This is a genomic window from uncultured Agrobacterium sp., assembly GCF_913777885.1.
GTDB lineage: Bacteria > Pseudomonadota > Alphaproteobacteria > Rhizobiales > Rhizobiaceae > Agrobacterium.
The window spans coordinates 119,395-139,221 of sequence record NZ_CAJYTV010000012.1 but is presented as its reverse complement, the minus strand read 5'-3'; the positions used below and the strand labels follow the sequence as shown (position 1 = coordinate 139,221).

Annotated in this window: 18 protein-coding genes; 15 read left to right on the top strand and 3 right to left on the bottom strand. The window is 57.5% G+C overall.

Going from position 1 to position 19,827, the window contains the following annotated elements; genetic code table 11:
• Positions 1–76 precede the first annotated feature (76 nt).
• The 6 genes from QZ869_RS11960 (at position 77) to QZ869_RS11935 (ending at position 7,949) form a co-directional block, all read left to right on the top strand.
• Positions 77–742, top strand: a complete 666-nt coding sequence (locus tag QZ869_RS11960) for a response regulator transcription factor (RefSeq protein WP_296019800.1) — start codon at positions 77–79, stop codon at positions 740–742.
• Positions 739–2,103: a HAMP domain-containing sensor histidine kinase gene (locus QZ869_RS11955; RefSeq protein WP_296104901.1), complete on the top strand. Its 1,365-nt coding sequence runs from the start codon at positions 739–741 to the stop codon at positions 2,101–2,103. Before QZ869_RS11960 ends, QZ869_RS11955 begins: the two co-directional genes overlap by 4 nt.
• A 307-nt stretch (positions 2,104–2,410) precedes the next feature.
• A complete protein-coding gene (locus QZ869_RS11950; RefSeq protein ID WP_296104899.1) occupies positions 2,411–4,828 on the top strand; it encodes a glucan 1,4-alpha-glucosidase in 2,418 nt (805 codons plus the stop codon).
• 14 nt (positions 4,829–4,842) lie between these two features.
• On the top strand, positions 4,843–5,847 hold the full coding sequence (gnd, locus tag QZ869_RS11945; RefSeq protein WP_296019809.1) for a phosphogluconate dehydrogenase (NAD(+)-dependent, decarboxylating): 1,005 nt from the start codon (positions 4,843–4,845) through the stop codon (positions 5,845–5,847).
• A gap of 18 nt (positions 5,848–5,865) precedes the next feature.
• Positions 5,866–7,236, top strand: coding sequence for a glucose-6-phosphate dehydrogenase (zwf, locus tag QZ869_RS11940; RefSeq protein WP_296104897.1), 1,371 nt, complete (start codon positions 5,866–5,868; stop codon positions 7,234–7,236).
• A gap of 17 nt (positions 7,237–7,253) precedes the next feature.
• Positions 7,254–7,949, top strand: a complete 696-nt coding sequence (locus tag QZ869_RS11935; protein WP_296104894.1) for an ROK family protein — start codon at positions 7,254–7,256, stop codon at positions 7,947–7,949.
• Between the two features lie 129 nt (positions 7,950–8,078).
• Here QZ869_RS11935 and QZ869_RS11930 read toward each other — a convergent pair whose 3' ends face one another.
• Together QZ869_RS11930 and QZ869_RS11925 are read right to left on the bottom strand one after the other, a co-directional pair.
• A complete protein-coding gene (locus tag QZ869_RS11930; RefSeq protein ID WP_296104890.1) occupies positions 8,079–8,849 on the bottom strand; it encodes an SDR family oxidoreductase in 771 nt (256 codons plus the stop codon).
• 10 nt (positions 8,850–8,859) lie between these two features.
• A complete protein-coding gene (locus QZ869_RS11925; RefSeq protein ID WP_296104885.1) occupies positions 8,860–10,062 on the bottom strand; it encodes a mandelate racemase/muconate lactonizing enzyme family protein in 1,203 nt (400 codons plus the stop codon).
• A 169-nt stretch (positions 10,063–10,231) separates the two neighbouring features.
• On the opposite strand from QZ869_RS11925, the gene QZ869_RS11920 reads away from it, so the two are divergent.
• Entirely contained in the window at positions 10,232–10,990 is a 759-nt protein-coding gene (locus QZ869_RS11920; protein ID WP_296104883.1) for a GntR family transcriptional regulator, read from the top strand.
• 33 nt (positions 10,991–11,023) lie between these two features.
• Here the strand turns inward: QZ869_RS11920 and QZ869_RS11915 are convergent, their stop codons facing one another.
• Positions 11,024–11,815 (bottom strand): inositol monophosphatase, encoded by a 792-nt coding sequence (locus QZ869_RS11915; RefSeq protein ID WP_296104881.1) that lies wholly within the window; start codon positions 11,813–11,815, stop codon positions 11,024–11,026.
• 314 nt (positions 11,816–12,129) lie between these two features.
• On the opposite strand from QZ869_RS11915, the gene QZ869_RS11910 reads away from it, so the two are divergent.
• The 8 genes from QZ869_RS11910 to QZ869_RS11875 all read left to right on the top strand — a co-directional run bounded on the left by QZ869_RS11910 (position 12,130) and on the right by QZ869_RS11875 (position 19,796).
• Entirely contained in the window at positions 12,130–13,479 is a 1,350-nt protein-coding gene (locus QZ869_RS11910; protein WP_296085043.1) for a sugar ABC transporter substrate-binding protein, read from the top strand.
• 96 nt (positions 13,480–13,575) lie between these two features.
• Complete coding sequence (locus tag QZ869_RS11905) at positions 13,576–14,127, top strand: SIS domain-containing protein (protein WP_296104878.1); 552 nt, start codon at positions 13,576–13,578, stop codon at positions 14,125–14,127.
• 59 nt (positions 14,128–14,186) lie between these two features.
• A complete protein-coding gene (locus QZ869_RS11900) occupies positions 14,187–15,089 on the top strand; it encodes a carbohydrate ABC transporter permease (protein ID WP_062599768.1) in 903 nt (300 codons plus the stop codon).
• Complete coding sequence (locus QZ869_RS11895) at positions 15,089–15,907, top strand: carbohydrate ABC transporter permease (RefSeq protein WP_062424443.1); 819 nt, start codon at positions 15,089–15,091, stop codon at positions 15,905–15,907. Before QZ869_RS11900 ends, QZ869_RS11895 begins: the two co-directional genes overlap by 1 nt.
• A complete protein-coding gene (locus QZ869_RS11890; protein WP_296104875.1) occupies positions 15,904–16,809 on the top strand; it encodes a TIM barrel protein in 906 nt (301 codons plus the stop codon). Before QZ869_RS11895 ends, QZ869_RS11890 begins: the two co-directional genes overlap by 4 nt.
• 16 nt (positions 16,810–16,825) lie before the next feature.
• Positions 16,826–17,821 carry a sugar-binding transcriptional regulator gene (locus QZ869_RS11885; RefSeq protein WP_296019844.1) on the top strand — a complete coding sequence of 332 codons (996 nt, stop codon included), beginning with the start codon at positions 16,826–16,828 and terminating at the stop codon, positions 17,819–17,821.
• A gap of 58 nt (positions 17,822–17,879) precedes the next feature.
• Positions 17,880–18,962, top strand: coding sequence for an ABC transporter ATP-binding protein (locus QZ869_RS11880; RefSeq protein ID WP_062599772.1), 1,083 nt, complete (start codon positions 17,880–17,882; stop codon positions 18,960–18,962).
• 105 nt (positions 18,963–19,067) lie between these two features.
• Positions 19,068–19,796 carry an SDR family oxidoreductase gene (locus tag QZ869_RS11875; RefSeq protein ID WP_296104872.1) on the top strand — a complete coding sequence of 243 codons (729 nt, stop codon included), beginning with the start codon at positions 19,068–19,070 and terminating at the stop codon, positions 19,794–19,796.
• Positions 19,797–19,827: the final 31 nt, after the last annotated feature.

Genomic DNA, 19,827 nt, shown 5'->3' with positions numbered 1-19,827 from the left:
CCCTGAACCAACCGGTTCAGCTTGAGTTAAGCGTCAGACCCGTAAATAGCCCGAGCCCACGGAGTAGACATCCCCCATGCGTGTCCTTCTCGTCGAAGACGATGCCGATCTTGCGCACCGGATTGCCAGCAGTCTGAGAGCAGAGAACTTTGTCGTCGATGTCGCTCGAAACGGGGAAGACGGACAGCATGCGGGCCTGACAGAAGCCTTCGATGTCGCGGTCCTTGATCTGGGTCTTCCGAAGATCGACGGTGTGGCAGTTCTTGCCTCCTGGCGTGACGCCGGACGAACGTTGCCTGTCCTTGTCCTGACTGCGAGAGATGGGTGGCCGGACAAGGTCGCAAGCTTCAAGGCAGGGGCCGACGACTTTCTCACCAAACCTTTCAAGGTTGAGGAGCTTGTGCTGCGGCTTCGTGCGCTGGTGCGACGCGCCAACAACCATGCCAGCGCCACAGTCACCTGTGGTTCGATCACCTTCAACGCGCAGCTTGGCACATTCGAAAAAGATGGTGTTCCCCTGAAGCTGACCGCGCTGGAATGGCGCGTGCTCTCCTGCCTTATCTTGCGCAAGGAAATCGTGGTGGACCGAAGCGAGCTGATGGAACGCGTCTATGATGGTGATGCCGAGGTAGATTCGAACTCGATCGAGGTTATAATCGCCAGGCTGCGTCGAAAGATCGGTGCGGATTTTATCGAGACGGTGCGCGGCAGGGGCTACATGATGACGGCCTCATCGTCATGAGATTTCCAATTCGCCCAACCTCGATTGCCAGCCGCCTCACAGCCTTTTCCGCAGCGTTCGTGGCGGGTGCCATTCTCGTCGCGGCAGTGATCCTCTGGTTCATCGTCGCCGGCGTCGTGCGCGAACAAATCGATCAGCGGCTGGACACTCAGATCGAAGGTCTGCGCAGCGCGCTGGTTCTCGACCGAACCGGACAGATTGGACTGGCATCTGAACTGGAGGGGCCGCCTTTCGATCGGCCCGGCTCCGGATGGTACTGGCAGATCAATTCCGGTGCATCGACACTCTCATCACGCTCGTTGGACCACCGCAATCTTAAACTCGGTAGGCGTACCGCAGACTGGCGCGATCTTGCATCGCCAAGACCCAAGCCGGGCGAGCTCGACGATGAGAACGGACGCGGCCTGTATACGCGCACATTGCTGGCCGCAATAGACGACAAACAGGTTGAGATCACGGCATCGGCTCCACGATCGGCCTTGACGGATCCGGCATTTCGTTCGCTCATGTGGCTGATCCCGGCCATGGCGCTTTTGGGCCTCACGCTTCTGATCGGAACCTATTTGCAAGTCCGGTTTGGTCTTAAACCACTGAAGCGCCTAACCGCAGACGTCGCACAGATATCCGCCGGAAATCATGCAGCGCTTCCGGCTGCCGATGTCGAAGAACTGAAACCGGTCAGCTCGGAAATCAACCGGCTCATCGCGTTGAACGAACGCAGACTTGAGGATACGCGTGTCCATTTTGCCAATATGGCGCACGGACTAAAAACGCCGGTCGCCAGCCTGACGCTTGGCCTGAACGACGATAACGATCCGAACGGAAGTTTAAGGGATCTGGTCCAGCGCATCGATCGCCGTATCCGCCATCACCTTGCCGACGCGCGCAAATCGGCGATTGGGCAAGTGGCGCAACGAAACGTACCTCTTCGCCCACGTATTGACGACCTCGTTCTCGTTTTGTCGAACATCTACCGAGACAAAAGCGTTTCGGTGCGGTGCAACGTCGAAGATCGGCTGGCTGTTCGCTGCGATCCCGAGGACGTGGACGAGATTCTCGGCAATATCCTGGACAATGCATTCAAGTGGGCATCATCCATGGTTACCCTGTCATCGATAAAGAATGCGGGCTTCGTCGACATCGTCATTGGCGATGACGGTCCAGGCATATCTGACGACAGGATCAAGGAAGCCTTTCAGCCGGGGATGCGCTTGGACGAAAGCGTGAACGGTAGTGGCTTCGGGCTCGGGATCGCAAAGGAACTGACCGAACTCTATGGCGGGAGCGTCACACTCAAAAATAGCCAAGATGGATTCCAGGCGATCATACGGCTTCCTCTGTCGCACAGCGCCTCTTCATAGGCGAGATCTCCTCCATGCAACCGAACAGAGAAAATCTCGTTGTTGCAATGGATTTGAAGAAGACGTGAAACCGATAGTCCGAAGACGGATGGAGAATGCATCAAGCTTCTTCAACAATTACAAAAGCGTAATTTGCTCTCAATACCTTAGAGGTGTTGGAATACAAATATTAACAGGACTGGACCAACCCCACCTTCCGAGCGCCAGATAGAACAGTCTTCATTTCGCCGCACATCAAGGCAGCATTGCAATGGCAGATTTTCACCAGAACGCCTCTTCTTCCGTAATATCCGCACATCGACAGATCATGTTGGACACCGCTCCCGGTGCTCCCGGAATAGATGCGCGCTGGACGTCGAGCGCGAAAACCGGAATCGGCACTGCGCTTTCCAAGCATTCGAGAGTATGGTTCACCCTGAGCCACGGCGTGCTTAACGAGATCTACTATCCGCGTGTCGATAGCGCCTGTACGCGTGACTTCGGCTTTGTCGTTACCGGTCAAGACGGTTATTTCTCCGAGGAAAAGCGCGATTGTGTGACGCAGACAAAAACGTCGGCTCCGGGAATTCCAGCCTTTTCGATAACCAACACCGCGCGTGACGGGTCTTACATCATCGAGAAACAGATCGTCTCGGATCCTGGCCGTGCCAGCGTCCTGCAACATATTCGCTTCACCGCTCTGAAAGGCGATATAGCCGACTACACGGTTACGGCACTGCTCGCCCCGCATCTGGTCAATGCCGGACAGTTGAATTCGGCTTGGATCGGTGAGTTCGAAGATAGGCCCGTGCTTTTTGCCACAGGCCGCTCTCGTTACCTCGCGCTGATTTGCGACATCCCATGGCGCGCAACGAGCGCCGGCTTTGTCGGTGTATCGGACGGTTGGCGGCAGTTGAAAGAGCGCGGGCGACTTGCACAACAGTATCAGCGCGCCGATGACGGCAACGTCGCGCTTGCTGGAGAACTGGATTTCACCAGCGATCGCCAGGAGGCAACCCTTGCCATCGGCTTCGGGCAGACCGAATTCGAAGCCGCAGCAGCGGCAGCGGAAAGCCTGAAGAACGGCTTTGAAGGGGCAAGGCAACACTATGTCGCCAACTGGCAGGCATGGCAGGAAAAGCTTTTGCCGCTTGATCGAAAAGACCGAAACGGCGTGAATACCTACCGTGTGTCCACGGCGGTTCTGGCCTCCCATAGAGCGGCCGACCGCCCAGGTGCGGTCGTTGCCAGCCTCTCGATTCCGTGGGGCTTTTCGAAGGGCGATGACGATCTAGGCGGATATCACCTCGTCTGGCCTCGCGATCTGGTGGAGACGGCTGGTGGTTTTCTCGCCGCAGGTGACGTGTACGAAGCAATCGCCATCCTGGATTATCTTCGTCTCGTCCAGCAGCCGTCGGGTCGCTGGCCACAAAACCTGTGGCTTGACGGGAAGCCCTATTGGCCAGGCATCCAGATGGATGAGTGTGCCTTTCCGATCCTGCTCACAGATATGCTGCACCGTTCCGGACATCTCGATGCCAAGGCGTTGAAACGCTTCATGCCGATGCTACGCAGCGCTGCAAATTACATCATCACCAACGGCCCCGCTACATGCGAGGACCGCTGGGAAGAGGATGCGGGCTACAGCCCGTTCACGCTGGCGGTTGAAATCTCCGCGTTGTTGGCGGCGGCAGATCTGCTTTCGCTCGAGGGAGATGATGTGGCATCCAATCATCTTCGAGAAACGGCGGATTGCTGGAACGAACAGATCGAGACATGGACATTCGCCGGTGATGAAAATTTCTGCACATCCGTTGGCATCTCCGGTCACTATGTCCGCATCGCACCGATTGGCGTCACCGATGAGGTCAGCGCGTCGGGCAAAATTGAAATCCGCAACCAGACGCCGGATCGGGCCCTGCTGCCGGCAGCCGACGTATTGAGCCCAGATGCGTTGGCACTGGTCCGCTTCGGTCTTCGCGCCCCCGATGATCCGCATATACTCGACACCATCAAAGCAATCGATCACAGCCTGCGCGCCGAGCTACCACAAGGCCCTCTTTGGTATCGTTATACAGGCGACGGGTACGGCGAGCATGAAGATGGCGCGCCTTTCGACGGGACGGGCCAAGGGCGGCCATGGCCTCTACTGGCCGGTGAACGCGCCCATTACGAACTGGCGGCGGGCAGGCGCGAAGCGGCTGAAGCCTTGCTGGCAACGCTCGAAAAATCGGCAGGTTTAGGCGGCCTGTTGCCGGAACAGGTTTGGGATGGCCACGATCTCCCAGAAAAGGAGCTATTCCTGGGACGCCCCTCCGGCAGCGCTATGCCTCTGGTTTGGGCCCATTCCGAACACATCAAGCTTCTGCGGTCGTTGAAAGATGGCACAGTTTTCGACATGCCGCCTCAAGGCGTGGAACGCTACATCAAGAACAAAACCGGTTCCGGTCTTCGCATCTGGCGCTTCAACAACCGCGTGTCTTCGATCCCGCTTGGGAAGACGCTCAGGATCGAAACGGAAGCCAAGGCTCTGGTGCATTGGAGCACAGACAACTGGGCGACTGTTTCAGATGCACCGATGGCGCCGTCAGGGCTGTCAACCTACTACGTCGACCTGCCGCTGGGCCACGCGACCGAGGAAACAACGGTCGTCTTCACCTTCTACTGGCCAGATGCCGGTCATTGGGAAAACACCAATTTTGCCGTTCGCGTCATAAATGAATCGAACGCTTCAAACACGCGTTGAAAATGGAGAATGATATGCAGATTGCAATGGTAGGTCTTGGCCGCATGGGGGCCAATATGGTGCGCCGTCTTCTGAAACAGGGCCATGACTGCGTTGTCTTCGACGTCAACGCCGACAATGTGGCTGCTCTGGTGAAGGACGGCGCCAAGGGCGCGTCATCGCCCGACGATCTCATTGCCAAGCTGGAAAAACCACGCGCCGTCTGGCTAATGCTGCCTGCGGCCATTACGCCTAAAATTGCCCGCGAATTTGCCTCCAAGCTCGACAATGGCGACGCGATTATCGATGGCGGCAACTCGCTCTACCATGAGGCGATCAATCTTTCCGCGGAGTTTGCGCCGCTCGGCGTAGACTTCATCGATGTCGGAACCTCGGGCGGCGTCTGGGGTCTGGAGCGCGGCTATTCCCTGATGATCGGTGGCCCGCAGGCCGCCGTGAAAAGGCTAGATCCGATCTTCGCGTCGCTCGCACCCGGTGCCGGCCAGGACATCGCGGAAGACCCAGAGACGGGAACTGCACCGAGAGGCTATCTGCATTGCGGCCCTGCGGGTGCAGGCCATTTCGTCAAGATGGTTCACAACGGCATCGAATATGGGGTCATGGCAGCCTACGCAGAAGGGCTGAACATATTGAAGGCCGCAAATGCGGGCAATAGCGAGCGGGAAGCGGATGCCGAGACGGCACCATTGGCAAACCCGCAATATTACCGTTTTGATGTCGATCTTCCCGCAGTCACGGAGGTTTGGAGACACGGCTCGGTCATTGGCTCCTGGTTGCTGGATCTTACGGCGGAAGCTTTGAAACAGGACCCGCATCTGGAGAACTACGATGGCCGCGTGTCTGACTCCGGCGAAGGCCGATGGACATTGCAGGCAGCCGTCGAAACCGGCGTTCCCGCACCGGTTTTGGCCTCGGCCCTGTTCGAGCGGTTCTCGTCTCGCGGTGAGGCACAGTTTGCTGGAAAGGTTCTCTCCGCCATGCGCCACGCTTTCGGCGGTCACCTGGAAAAGACCAAGTAAATCGAAAGGAATGCAGCGATGGCACAGCAACGGTCCGACGTTCTGGTGGTGTTCGGCGCGACAGGCGACCTCGCCCACAAGATGATCTTCCCATCGCTTTACGCGATGGTGAAGCGAGGCAGCCTCGACACCCCAATCATCGGTGTTGCTTTCGACGACTGGACGCGCGATCAACTGATCGCGCGTGCCAGAGACGCCGTTTCAAAGCATGTGGACGCGATCGACGAGGACGTGTTCAGCAAGATGGCGAACAGGCTCTCCTACGTCTCCGGCGATTATCGCAGCCAGTCGACATTCGACAAGCTGAGAGAGGCATTGGCTGGTCACAAAAATCCGCTTTATTATCTCGCAATACCACCCTCTCTGTTCGAAACGGTTGCGGATGGTCTGGATAAGGCGGGTATCGCCAAAGATGCGCGGCTTATGGTGGAGAAACCATTCGGGCGCGATCTCGCTTCCGCAAAAAAGCTGAACGAAGTGCTGCATAAAGTCTTCGAGGAAGACGCCATTTTTCGCATCGACCATTTCCTCGGTAAGGAAGCGATCCAGAATCTGCTCTATTTTCGCTTTGCCAACAGCTTTCTGGAGCCGATCTGGAATCGCGATCACGTCGAGAGCGTGCAGATCACCATGGCCGAGGATTTCGGCATCAAGGGGCGCGGTAAGTTTTATGATGAAGTCGGCTGCATCCGCGACGTGATCCAGAACCATTTGGTCAACGTCCTCTTGCTACTGACCATGGAGCCCCCAGCCTCCGGCGCATCCGACGATCTGGTCGATGAAAAAGTGCAAGTGCTGAAAGCCATGCCGCCTCTTTCGAAGGTCGATGTGGTGCGCGGTCAGTTCGAAGGTTATACAGACGAACCTGGAGTGGCGCCCGCCTCAGCCACAGAAACCTTTGCTGCGGTTCGGTTTCGGGTTTCCACCTGGCGCTGGAACGGCGTGCCTTTCTTCATCCGCGCTGGCAAGAACCTGCCAGCCCACGCAACGGAAGTCGTGGTGCGCTTCAAGCGACCGCCCGTGACCCTCTTTGACGAGATCACCGACACTTCTGCCAATTATATTCGCTTCCGGCTTGGGCCGGATATCTCGATCGGCATTGGCGCGCGTCGCAAGGCTGCGGGTGAAAAGATGCGAGGAGAAGCCGTCGAGCTAACCGCAGTGGATGACGGCACCGGTGACATGGCGCCCTATGAACGGTTGATAGGCGACGCCATGGCCGGTGACAGGCAACTCTTCACCCGTCAGGATGCGGCGGAGCTGGCTTGGAAGATTGTAGAGCCTATCCTGGACGAGAAGACTGTTCCACCGACGTACAAACCCGGAACGTGGGGACCTGAGGGCACGGAGACTTTCGCACCTCCTGGAGGCTGGGTGGACCCGGCTTGAGTGATTGGAGAAGACGTATGACGCAAGATGTTTCAGCACGCAAAGATCGCATTGTCCTTTCCATCGATATCGGTGGCAGTCACGTCAAGATCCTTTCCAGTGCAGGCGGCGAAGAGGAGAAAGCAGTCAGCGGCAAGACCATGACAGCGGCCGACATGGTCGCTGCCGTGAAGGCGATGGCGGATGGCTTGAAATATGACGTTGTCTCTATGGGCTATCCCGGACCGGTCGTGCATGACAAGCCGCTTCGAGAGCCGGTAAACTTAGCTGACGGCTGGGTCGGGTTCGATTATCAGGCCGCCTTTGGCTGTCCCACCCGCATCGTCAACGACGCGCTGATGCAAGCGCTCGGATCCTACGAGGATGGACGCATGCTGTTCCTCGGACTTGGCACCGGGCTTGGCGCAGCAATGATCGTGGAGAACGTCGCGCAACCTATGGAGATCGCTCACCTTCCCTACCGAAAGGGCAAGAGCTACGAGCATTATGTCAGCGAAACCTATCGCGAGAAGAAAGGTCACAAGAAGTGGCAAACGCGGGTTTTCGATATCGTCGAGACGCTTACGAACGCCCTTGAACCCGACTATGTCGTCATCGGTGGCGGCAACGTAGAAAAGCTTGATTCACTTCCGCCAAAGTGCCGTCGCGGCGACAATAAACTCGCTTTCGAGGGTGGATTTCGTCTGTGGCAGGACGAAAAGCTGAGAGTTTAATCTGTCGACTGTCGATGTTCGACAGGGATTTTGCCGACTTGATCGAAGATGGCTTCCACGAACTCGCTTGCTGCTGAAAGCTCATCAATACCCTTGAAGTCGCTCGACTCCATCGGTGATTAAGAGAAGCTAAAGAACCGCCAACATGCCACCATCGACGTAGATAATCTGGCCGTTGACGTAATCTGATGCGGAGGAGGAGAGGAAAACGGCGGTGCCGATCAGTTCTTCCGGCTTGCCCCATCGTTTCGATGGTGTTCTACCCTTCACCCACGCATCGAAGTCGGGATTGCTGATCAAGGCCTCGTTCATATCCGTCAGCATGTAGCCGGGACCGATCGCGTTCGCCTGAATACCGTGCTGTGCCCATTCCGCCGCCATGGCTCTGGTCAGCATCTTGATCCCGCCCTTTGCGACCGTATAGGGCGCGATCGTTGCGCGGGCCAGTTCGCTGGTCAGCGATCCTATGTTGACGATCTTGCCATGGCCGCGGGCAATCATCCGTTTCGCCGCCTCGCGCCCTATGACGAAAGCGCTTGTGAGGTTCGTATCGATGACCCGCTGCCAATCCGCCGTTTCAAGCTCGACCATAGGCTTGCGATACTGAATACCGGCATTGTTGACCAGAATGTCCACGGCAACGCCTGCAGCATCCAGCCCTTCAAACGCTGCCTTGACCTCGTCTTCCACAGTCACGTTGAAAGACGCAGCATCAGCCTCATAACCGGCGCTGCGAAACTCAGCCACTGTCTGTGCAACACGAGACGTATCGGTCCCATTGATCAGGACGCGAGCGCCGGCAGCGGCAAGACCTTCGGCCATGGCGCGACCCAGGCCGCGCGAAGAGCCGGTTATGAGCGCTGTGCGACCCTTCAGATCGAAAATGGATTGATTGCTCATCGTTTCCTCCTCAAAGCTTGCTGCGGCGAACCGTAAGGTCCGATCTTTCGAACACCTGCGGCAGCAATTCGGTGCCGAGGCCTGGCCCTTCCATCGGCAAGACGAAGCCGTTTTCGATGACCGGGACGTGGGTGACAAGTTCTTTATACCAGCCAGTATAAAAAGCCCGAACGGATTCCTGGATCATTGTGTTGGTCTGCGAGAAGGAAGAGTGAACAGCAGCCGCATAAGCAACGGGACCCGTACAATCATGCGGGGCATAGGGCCTGTGGTATGTGTCGGCAAGAGAGGCGATCTTGCGGCCTTCCGTCAGCCCCCCAGTCCAAACCAGATCGGTCATCACAATGCCGATTGCACCCGCTTCAAGCATGTCCTTGTAGGGAAAGCGCGAGCCGAGCGTCTCGGAAGCGCAGATGGGCACGCTCGTTGAGGCGGCGAGTTCGGAAAGAGCCGATACCGAGTTCATCCGGATCGGGTCTTCGTACCAGGTCGGATCGAATGCCTCCAGTTCTCGAGCGATCCGCTTGATGGTGGGCAGATTCCACAGGCTATGAAATTCGACCATGATGCGCATTCTGTCACCAACGCGGGCGCGGATCTGCTCAAACGGCTTGATGGCTGAACGCAGTTGTTCGGCGGTTATGAAGCGTCCGTCATTCTCAATCGCGGCGGGATCGAACGGCCAAATCTTCATGGCGGAAATCCCCTGCTCCAATAGATTTTCCGCCAGTGCGCCCGCATCGGTCATGAACCCTTTCAGGTCTTCATAGGGGCCCTCGGCATCGTCCCTGAAATTCCAGGTATCAACCGGCTTGATCTTGTTCGAGCGGACATAACCGTAGCCTGCACAGGTATTATAGACAGGGATGCGGTCATGGCAGAGCCCGCCCAGCATCTGGTGAACAGGCTGGCCGCAGACCTTGCCGAAAATATCCCACAGGGCAAGATCGATTGCCGAGGCCGCGCGATACTCCGCTCCGGTAGAGGCCTGCGCCATTGGCAGGTTCACCAGTTCACGCGCAAGCGCTTCGATCCGCAGCGGATCCTGGCCAAGCAGGCGGCCAGCAAGCACATCGTGAATATGAGCCTCAACCGAACCGGCGCCGTAAAAGGTTTCTCCCAGACCGATCACGCCTGCGTTCGTGTGGACACGCACCCACAGCACGTTGGCGAACTCTTCCGTTCTCAATGTCTCGACAGACGTGATCTTCATTCTTCCCCCCAAAACCGCCCAAACGTGTCTGACATGACATGCCACTGCTGCGGCCCTCCTCCGAGCCGATCATGGAAAACGACATTAGTGACACTTGTGAAATATCACAACATGTTTTAATGGTCTTCGAAGAGATGCTTTTCACTGGTGCGAGGCAAGGAAACCGGCGATGGCCATACCCAAGCAAAGCAGCCCACCGAAACACACGGATAGCCTTGCGCCAAAGCGAGCAAACAGGATCAATTTCTTCGATCTCGCGTATGAGCGCATCGAAGAACGGCTCATCAATTGCGAGCTCAAGCCGGGGATGCAACTCACCTTGGGTGAGTTGCAGGACGCAACGGGACTTGGCCGCACACCTGTTCATAGCGCCGTCAGCCAGCTCGCTGCAGATACGCTTTTCATCGTTCTTCCACGGCACGGTCTAAAGGTTGCACCCATAGATTTGGGAAGGGAGCGCCGCCTTCTGCCATTACGGCGCGACATGGAACGGTTTGTCGTGCGAATGGCGATCGACCACGCCAGTCCTTCGCACCGCAATCAGTTCCTGCATATGGAACGCACATTGCTTGAGCGACGCGATAGTATGAGCCTCGCCGAGTTCAATGTGCTGGACCGCCGCATTAACCAGCTGCTGCTGTCTGCCTCCGGCGAGCCGTTTCTTGAACATACGTTGCGACCATTGCACACCATCTATCGACGCATCGGTTTCATTCACCACAATCTGACGCCGGAGAAATCCAATCTGTCCACGACCATCGACTGTCATCTGACTGTTCTGAACGCCGTCGCGAACCGGAATTTGGCTAAGGCGCTTAGCGCCACCGATGCGCTGATCGACTTCGTCGATTCCATGTTCATCGAGATGGAGCTTGGTATCGATCCACAGCTTCTGGACTGCGGGATCGAGCCGGTCTTTAAGGCGTGATCCAAACCGGACAATACTACCCGAAGCTGCGCGTCACGCGCTAAGCCGCTTCAGGTGCTCAAAGACGCCCTGGTTGCCGGCCCAGATTGGACCCGGCTTCGTCAGGTCCCCGGCAAACTCCGCCAACCCTCCCGCCTCACGAATAAGCGCAACGCCAGCAAGACAGTCCCAACAGTAAAGGGTCGGGTCGTAATAGCCAGCAAGCCGGTTGGCGGCGACATAGGCCAGCATGAGTGCGCCGGAGCCTACGCGAAAGAGAACGCCTCCCTCCTGATAAAGCCGGGTTACGAATGCACCGACCTCAATCGGATCGGCGCGTTCGGTCCCACCATAACCAATCGTTGTCGAGCGGATCGTCCAGTCCTGATTGATGGAAAGAGATCGACCGTTTAGCGTTGCGCCTCGATCGGTCTGGCCGACGTATAGCTCGCGCAGCACAGGGGCATACACCACCCCGACCACCGGTTCCGCATTTTTAAGAACCGCGATTGAAACCGACCAGTTTGGCTGCCCGACAAGAAAGGCCATCGTCCCGTCAATGGGATCAATCACCCAAATATAGCCCGAGGTTCCGCGCGTGGAGCCCGCTTCCTCCCCAATGATACCATCATCGGGAAAATGCTTCTGAATCGCTTTGCGAAGATAGGCTTCCGTGGTCCGGTCCGCGATGCTCACCAGGTCTTGGGTCGAGGATTTTTGTGTGGTTTCCAGTCGATGTGGCTTCAAAAGAAACCCCCGAGCTTTGGCTCCAGCGGCTTTTGCGATGCGCTCGGCAAGCGCTCTGCGGTCATCGATTTCAGTTCGCTCTGATGCGTTCGTCGTCATATTCGCCTCTGCCTTGAACGACGTCGATAAAATCACAATTGCCCCATCATTACTATTGCAAAAATAAATTTACATGTGTATCGATTGCACATTCCCGCCGAGAGGACGGCGAGCCCAAACCATTGATAACTCTTCGCGAGTGCGCCGATGGCGCAAATGGTGAGGCGTGACCAAGGCGACGGCTTCGGGAGGAAAAAGCAGTTTTGGGAAGAGGCGGCGCCGAGGGCGAGCAATGCTCTTTTGCGCGCATGTCGCAAGCGATCGAAGACTGAAACAAGCCTGCGTCATAAGGCGGGCACGATAGGAGGAGTGGCATGAAACGTTTGTTGAGAGTGTGCGTCAGCGTTCTGGCGCTGGCTGCGGGAGCCGCTGGTGCGCCGATGTTGGCGCATGCCGATTGGCTGGAAGACGCAGCCAAGCCGCTGAAGGGTACGGAGATCAGCGGCATATTCCTGGATCGCCCCGGCTATCGTGCGATCATCAAGCTCCTTCCGGATTTCGAAAAGAAGACCGGCATCAAGGTCAACTACGAAATCGTTCCTTATGAGAATACGCGCGAGAAGGAAGTGCTAAACTTCACCTCGCAAGGCGACCTCACGATGGCCCTGGTCGATCTCGTCTGGATCGGCGAATTTGCCGAAAACGGCTGGATCGACCCGATCGACAATTTCACCAAGGACAAGTCGATCACAGATCCGAACCTCAAGCTGGATGGTTTCTTCCCACTTCTGCTCGATGCGTTCGGCTCCTGGGGTGGAAAAACATACGGCCTGCCCTTTGACAACTATTCGGGCCTGATGTTCTACAACTCCTGCAAGCTCAAGGATGCCGGCTTCGACAAGCCACCGGCAACCTGGGACGAATTGATGAAGGTTTACGCGCCAAAGCTGACCGACGCATCGAAGAACCAATATGCATACGCCCTGCAATCGCTGCGCGGAGAAACGCAGTCGGCCGACAGTTTCATGCGTATGCTCTGGCCCTTCGGTGGCTCGCTGCTCGACAAGCAGTTCAAGTCCAACCTGATGAGCAAGGAAAGCCAGGCCGGCCTCAACTTCCGTCAGGATCTGATGAAATATATGCCACCCGGCATCGTGTCCTTCGACCACGCAGAAGCTGTCAACGCCCTGGCCCAGGGCCAGGTCGCAATGATCACGGAATGGTCTGCCTTCTACGGTACGCTCGTCGATCCTGCCACCTCCAAGCTCGGAGACTGCCTCGCAGTAGCACCGGAACCCGCAGGCCCTGCTGGCCGTCTCCCTGCCCTTGGCGGCTTCTCTCTGGCGGTTGCCGCGCAGGCCACCGAAGAGCAGAAGAAGGCGACCTGGCTGTTCATTCAGTGGGCAACCTCTGAGGACATCGCCAAGGCCTATGTGGAAGCTGGCGGCGTTTCCGGCCGTATGTCCGTCTACAACGACCCGGAGATCAAGGCGAAGTACAAGTTCGTCGAGCCGATGGTTGCCTCTTGGCAGAAGGGCGTTCCGGAATTCCGTCCACGTTTCCCGGCATGGCCAGCCATCTCCGAAGTCGTTGCCGAGTGGGGTTCCAAGATGATGCTCGGCGAGGTTTCGGTCGAAGCGGGATCGAAGGAAATCGGCACGCGCATGGAGGATATCCTGAAGAAGGAAGGCTACTACGACGGCAAGAAGCAGTTGTTGCAGTAACCCTTTAGCGTAAATCTCCAAGATGTCATTGCACGGCAGGGGGTGGCGGCAACTGCTGTCACCACCCCCTGCCGATCCTTTAACCGGAACCGATCCATGCTGCATCTCTCAGACCAAGCCCTTGCCGAGATTGGCGTCTGCCTGCGCGACATCGCCACGGAGCAATTCGAAGCGACAGTTGCGGAAATCACAAAAGCTCGGCGGATCGTCCTTTATGGGGTCGGGCGCGAAGGTCTCCAGATCAAGGGACTGGCAATGCGCCTTTTCCATCTGGGACTGCATTGCGCCATGGTGGGCGACATGACCACGCCGCCTGTGGCTGAAGGCGATCTGTTGATCGTTTCAGCAGGGCCTGGCGATTTCTCAACCGTCTCGGCCCTGATCGGCGTTGCGCGCAACGCTAGTGCCCGCATTCTCGTCGTGACGGCACAACCTCAAGGCACGGCGGCAAGCCAGGCTGATTGTGTGTTGCATATACCGGCGCAAACCATGGCCGACGATCAGGGCGACACGCAATCGGTCCTGCCGATGGGATCGCTCTATGAGGGCGCGCTCTACATTGCTTTCGAGCTTCTCGTTCTCGCCGTTCGTGACCGTCTGAACGTGACGCCCCAGGCGATGCGCGCCAATCACACGAACCTTGAATAAAGCCGAGCATTGCGGCGAAAGCAGTGCCCACGCCTGCTATGCATCGAGAGGAAAGACCGATGTCAGAACCCACCTCCAGACCAAACCGCGGCTATGGCCGGTGGACACCATTCTGGTTTCTGGCGCCCGCGGTATTGACGCTGTTCATCATCGGGATCTACCCGACGATATTTGCATTGGTGACATCGTTTCGTCGCTACAACATCGCGCGCCCGCGCGAAGGCTTCCCCTTCGTCGGGTTTGAAAATTACGCGTCCGTCCTGTCGGACAGCACATTTTGGGCGTCATTGTTCCTGACTGCCAAATTCTACGTCACCGTATTGCCGATCGAGATCGTGCTGGGTCTGATGATTGCGCTTCTGCTGCACAAGCCTGGCATGGGTTTCCTCAAATCGCTGGCACGAGTGACGCTCGTCGTGCCGCTTGCGACCACCTATGCCGTTGTGGGCCTTATCGGGCGATTGATCTTCAACGGTGATTTCGGCGTCGCCAACTGGTTTCTGGATGTCCTTGGGATCGGCGGTATCGACTGGCTTGGATCGCAAAGCGGCGCCTTCGCAGCCATCGCGATCATGGATATCTGGCAATGGACACCCTTCTGCGCCCTGATCTTCCTGGCCGGGCTTTCCATGGTGCCGGGTGAAATCGAGGAGGCTGCGCGGCTGGAAACCTCATCGAAGCTGTCCTTGCTGCGCTTCGTCCAACTTCCCTATCTGATGCCGGGACTGACCGCCCTGTTGATCCTGCGCTCGGCCGACGTTCTGAAGCTCTTCGACATGGTCTTCGTCATGACCCGTGGCGGCCCCGGATCGGCGACCGATCTCGTATCGATCTACATTCAACGTATCGGCTTTCGCGTGTTCGATCTCGGCACGGCGTCCGCCCAGGCGATCCTGCTGCTGATCATCACGATCCTTCTCAGCCGTCTCTATATCCGCGTTCTCTATAAGGAGGTGAACTGATGCGCCTGTCATCCGGCAAGGTTCTACACGCTCTAGGGCTCACCGCAGTCGTCCTCTTTACGCTGTTTCCCTTCTTCTGGATGGTTTCGGCAAGCTTTAAGTCGCAGTCTGACATTCTGGCCTCTCCGCCAGTCTGGCTCTTTACACCGACGCTCGATCACTATCGTGAGATTTTCGCCGACTCCAAGGTGCTTGGAGGCGTCGGTAATTCTCTGATCATCGCCATTTGCACCACGGCACTCGCCGTTGCACTCGGGGCACCTGCGGCCTATGCCCTGGCCCGCTACGACTTTCGCGGCAAATCTGACCTGTGGTTCTGGTTCATCTCTAACCGCATGACGAGCCCGATCGTCCTCGCACTGCCCGTCTATATTCTAGCGTTGCAACTCAATATTCTCGACACGCATCTCGTTCTCATTCTGATCTACCTGACCTTCAATCTGCCGATCGTCGTGTGGATATGCACCGATCAGTTCAAGTCCATTCCGCCGGATCTGGAACAGGCGGCACGACTGGATGGCGCGGATCAGTTCACGATCTTCCGCAAGATCTATCTGCCGCTTGGCGCCCCGGGAATTGCGGTGTCTGCGATCTTCTCGTTCATCTTCTCCTGGAACGAACTGCTTTACGCACTGGTGTTGACGAGACGCAATGTCCAGACGGCGCCAGTCGCCGCCACCAGTTTCATGTCCGGCTATGAGCTGCCCTGGGGCAAGATCATGGCAACCGGCACAGTCATCGTTCTGCCGGTGACAATCTTCGCACTGATCGTTTCGCGACACATGGTTCGCGGCCTGACGATGGGAGCGACCAAATGAGCGCATCGAACCCACTTGGTATAAACCTTTCCTTCTGCGTGAAGCGGTGGATCACGCCGCAGCTTTGGGCACCTGTCGTGCGCGACAGTCTCGGACTCGACAAGATCCAGTTTTCCTTCGATCTCGTCGACCCGATGTGGCCTTCGGCAGTCGTATCGCGGCATGCCAAAGATGTCCGCAATGCCGCCGCCGATTACGGTATCGTTATTCACAGTGCCTTCATCGGATTGGCCCATTACACCTTCAACCAGTTGCTTCATCCGGACGAAGAGGTGCGGACCTACGCCGAACATTGGCTGGAGCGCGCCTATGATTTCGCCGCCGAAGCAGGCATCCCGGCAGTCGGCGGTCCTTTGGGCGCCATTGCCTCAAGGCCGGATGGCACCGAGGCTGACGCCATCGACGAACGCGACTATGATAGCCTGATCGAGAGAATGATGCGGCTCGGCCAAAAGGCAAAGGTCGCAGGCCTGACTGCGCTTTATGTCGAGCCGACGCCCATGCGCCGGGAATGGCCGTGGACGATTGCGCAAGCGAGGCGGATGATGACAGATGCGGCCGGCAGCGCCACACCCTGGACCTTCTGCGTCGACTGGGGCCACGGCACCATATTACCGCTTTATGGCGAGCAAGCAGACACGATGGGGCCATGGCTTGCCGAGTTGCAGGACGTGATCTCCGCTGTTCATATCCAGCAGACAGACTTCATTCTGGACCGGCATTGGGACTTCACTGAAGCGGGACGTGTGAAGCCGCACGAGGTCAAGGCTGAGCTCGCGCGGACAGGTCTTTCGGCCTGCCCCATATTTCTTGAGGTCTTCTATCCGTTCGAACGCGACAGCGTCTCCATACTCGATGCATTGAAGAGCACCGTCAGCACGCTTAAGCAGGACTTTGCTTAAGCCAGGAGTGACAGTGATGGTGAACAAAGGAACGGACAATGGTGTGGCTGCGGATGATTTCAATGCGCAGCAGACCCGCGCCCGCGTAGCATGGCTCTATTTCATTGGAGGCATGACCCAACAGGAAATCGCCGATCAGTTGGGATTGACGCGGCTGCGGGTCAACAAGATCCTTGGACAGATCCGCACAGATGGCTCCGTCGTGGTCGATATTCGTCTGCCGATGGCCGATTGCATCGACCTTGAGCATAAGCTGAAAGAACGCTTTGGCCTGGAAGGCGCATGTGTGACCCCCACGCTGCCGGATGACGCCGAAAATCAACGCGTGATCGGCGAGGCCGCCGGTGCTTTACTTGATGGACTGCTGCAGGACGGAATGGGGCTTGGCGTGGGCTGGGGGAAAACCCTGTCCGCCGGTCTCAAACGACTGACGCCACGCGCCCTGCCCGAAAGCTGGGTCACGTCGATCATGGGCGGACTGACGCGCGGTTCAGGCTCGAGCACATTCGAGGTTGCGACAGGCTACGCACGCGCGATTTCCGCCGAATGCTGGTATCTGACGGCGCCGCTTTATTTTCCGACAGCGGAAAGCCGGGAAGCGCTTCTGTCCCATCATGGCATTCGCGAGACGATGCGGCGCGCAACCTCGGTCGACATCGCGCTCGTTTCGTGCGGAGACATGACGCCCCGCTCGCTGCTGGTCCAGACGCCGACCGTATCGGAGAACATTACTTCGCTCCTGGACGCCGGGGCGATCGGAGATCTGCTCGGTGTCTTTCTCGACGAGGACGGCAACCCGATCGATCATCCGCTGGCAGAGCGCGTCCTTTCTCTGTCACTGAAGGATCTTAAAGCGGTGCGGCATTCGATCCTGGCTTCGGGCGGCCTCTACAAGTTCAACATCATCCGCGCGATCCTGCGTGCCGGTTACGTCAAGCAACTGGTGACAGATCAGGCATCCGCGGAGGCGCTTCTGCGGGATGCACCGCCGAACCGCAGCAAACGTCAATAGTCAAGCGGGCGTCGCACCGCTTGCGCGGTAACCGCTCACAGATTGGGAGTAACGAAGAATGACCTTCCTTCAGCTGGAAAACATCAAGAAACAGTTCGGCGAACTTGGCGTCATCAAGGGCGTCGATATATCGGCGTCCAAGGGGGAATTCGTCGTTTTCGTCGGCCCGTCTGGCTGCGGCAAGTCCACGCTGCTGCGCATGATTGCCGGATTGGAGGACGTGAGTTCGGGTAAGGTCCTGATCGATGGAAAGGATGTAACCTACGAAGAGCCGGCCAAGCGTGAAGTTTCGATGGTGTTCCAGTCCTATGCGCTCTATCCGCATATGAGCGTGTTCGACAACATGGCGTTCGGTCTGCGCATGGCGAAGCTGTCCGAAGAGGAGATCAAACGACGCGTCGGCGATGCCGCCCGCATCCTTCAGATCGAGCCGCTTCTCGAACGCAAACCACGCGCCTTGTCCGGTGGCCAGCGCCAACGCGTCGCCATTGGCCGCTCGATCGTACGCAATCCGAAAATCTTTCTATTCGACGAGCCGCTGTCCAACCTCGATGCGGAGTTGCGAAGCCAGATGCGCGTCGAAATTGCCAAGCTTCACCGCAATCTCGGCGCCACGATGGTCTATGTCACACACGACCAGGTAGAGGCGATGACTCTTGCAGACCGTATCGTGGTTCTGCGCGCCGGTCTGGTTGAGCAGATCGGTTCTCCGACAGAACTTTACGACCGTCCAGCCAATACCTTTGTCGCAGGCTTCATCGGCTCGCCGAAAATGAACTTCTTGGCCGCTAAAGTCGAGGGTGCGGATGCGACGAGCCTGCGTCTTTCGCATCCCGCATTTGAAGGGCAAAGCCTCGTGCTCAGCCATCCGCGAAGCAACACGCTCCGCCCCGGAGATATCGTCACCGTTGGCCTTAGGCCCGAGCATATCAGGATCGGCACCGGCCATTCCATGCTTAACCTCACCCTCGATTTCGCCGAAAATCTGGGGGGCTCTACCCAGGTCTATGCCCGTACGCCAGCAGAACAAGTCACCATTGTGGTGAACGGCCGGCCGGATGTGACGCAGGGCGAGACAATCAGCGCGGATATCGACCATGCGCACATTTATCTCTTCACTGCGGACGGCAAGGCGCTCTGAGATTGAGGCCGAAAAAGCGCCCATCGTCGTTCAGGAACGCAAAACAAGAGATCTGACAAACGTTCGATTGACAAAGGCATAATGACTGTAGGGAGGAAGCCTCACATGACCGATAGCTTTGAAGGCAAGGTTGCAGCCATCACCGGTGCGGCATCCGGCATTGGCCTGGCTTGCGCACGCAAACTTCTCGATGAGAATGCGACAGTTGTTCTGATCGATCGCGCCGAGGACCGTTTGCGGGCGCTCTGTTCAGAGCTTGGAGAGCGCTGCCGTATGCTCGTCGTCAATCTCCTTGACGGCCAAGAAGTTTCAGGGATGCTTCCGCGCATTCTCGCTGAAGCCGGACGGCTCGATATCTTCCATGCCAATGCGGGCGCCTATATCGGCGGTGCTGTCGCAGAAGGCGATCCCGACAGCTGGGACAGGATGCTCAATCTGAATATCAACGCTGCCTTCCGTGGCGTTCACGCCGTGCTTCCGCACATGATCGCTCAAAAGAGCGGCGACATTCTATTTACCAGCTCTGTCGCCGGTGTGGTTCCTGTCGTTTGGGAGCCGATTTACACCGCGTCCAAATTCGCCGTCCAGGCTTTCGTCCATTCCACTCGCCGCCAAGTTGCGCCCCATGGCGTGCGCGTCGGCGCAGTGTTGCCCGGCCCGGTTGTCACGGCTCTTCTTGATGACTGGCCGAAAGCAAAGATGGAGGAGGCGCTTGCCAATGGAAGCCTGATGCAGCCGCAAGAAGTCGCCGAAGCTGTCTATTTCATGCTGTCCCGCCCCCGCAATGTCGTGATACGAGATCTCGTGATCCTGCCCAACAGCGTCGATCTGTAGCCGGGATTGAGGTGGAGTTGTAATGCGGGAG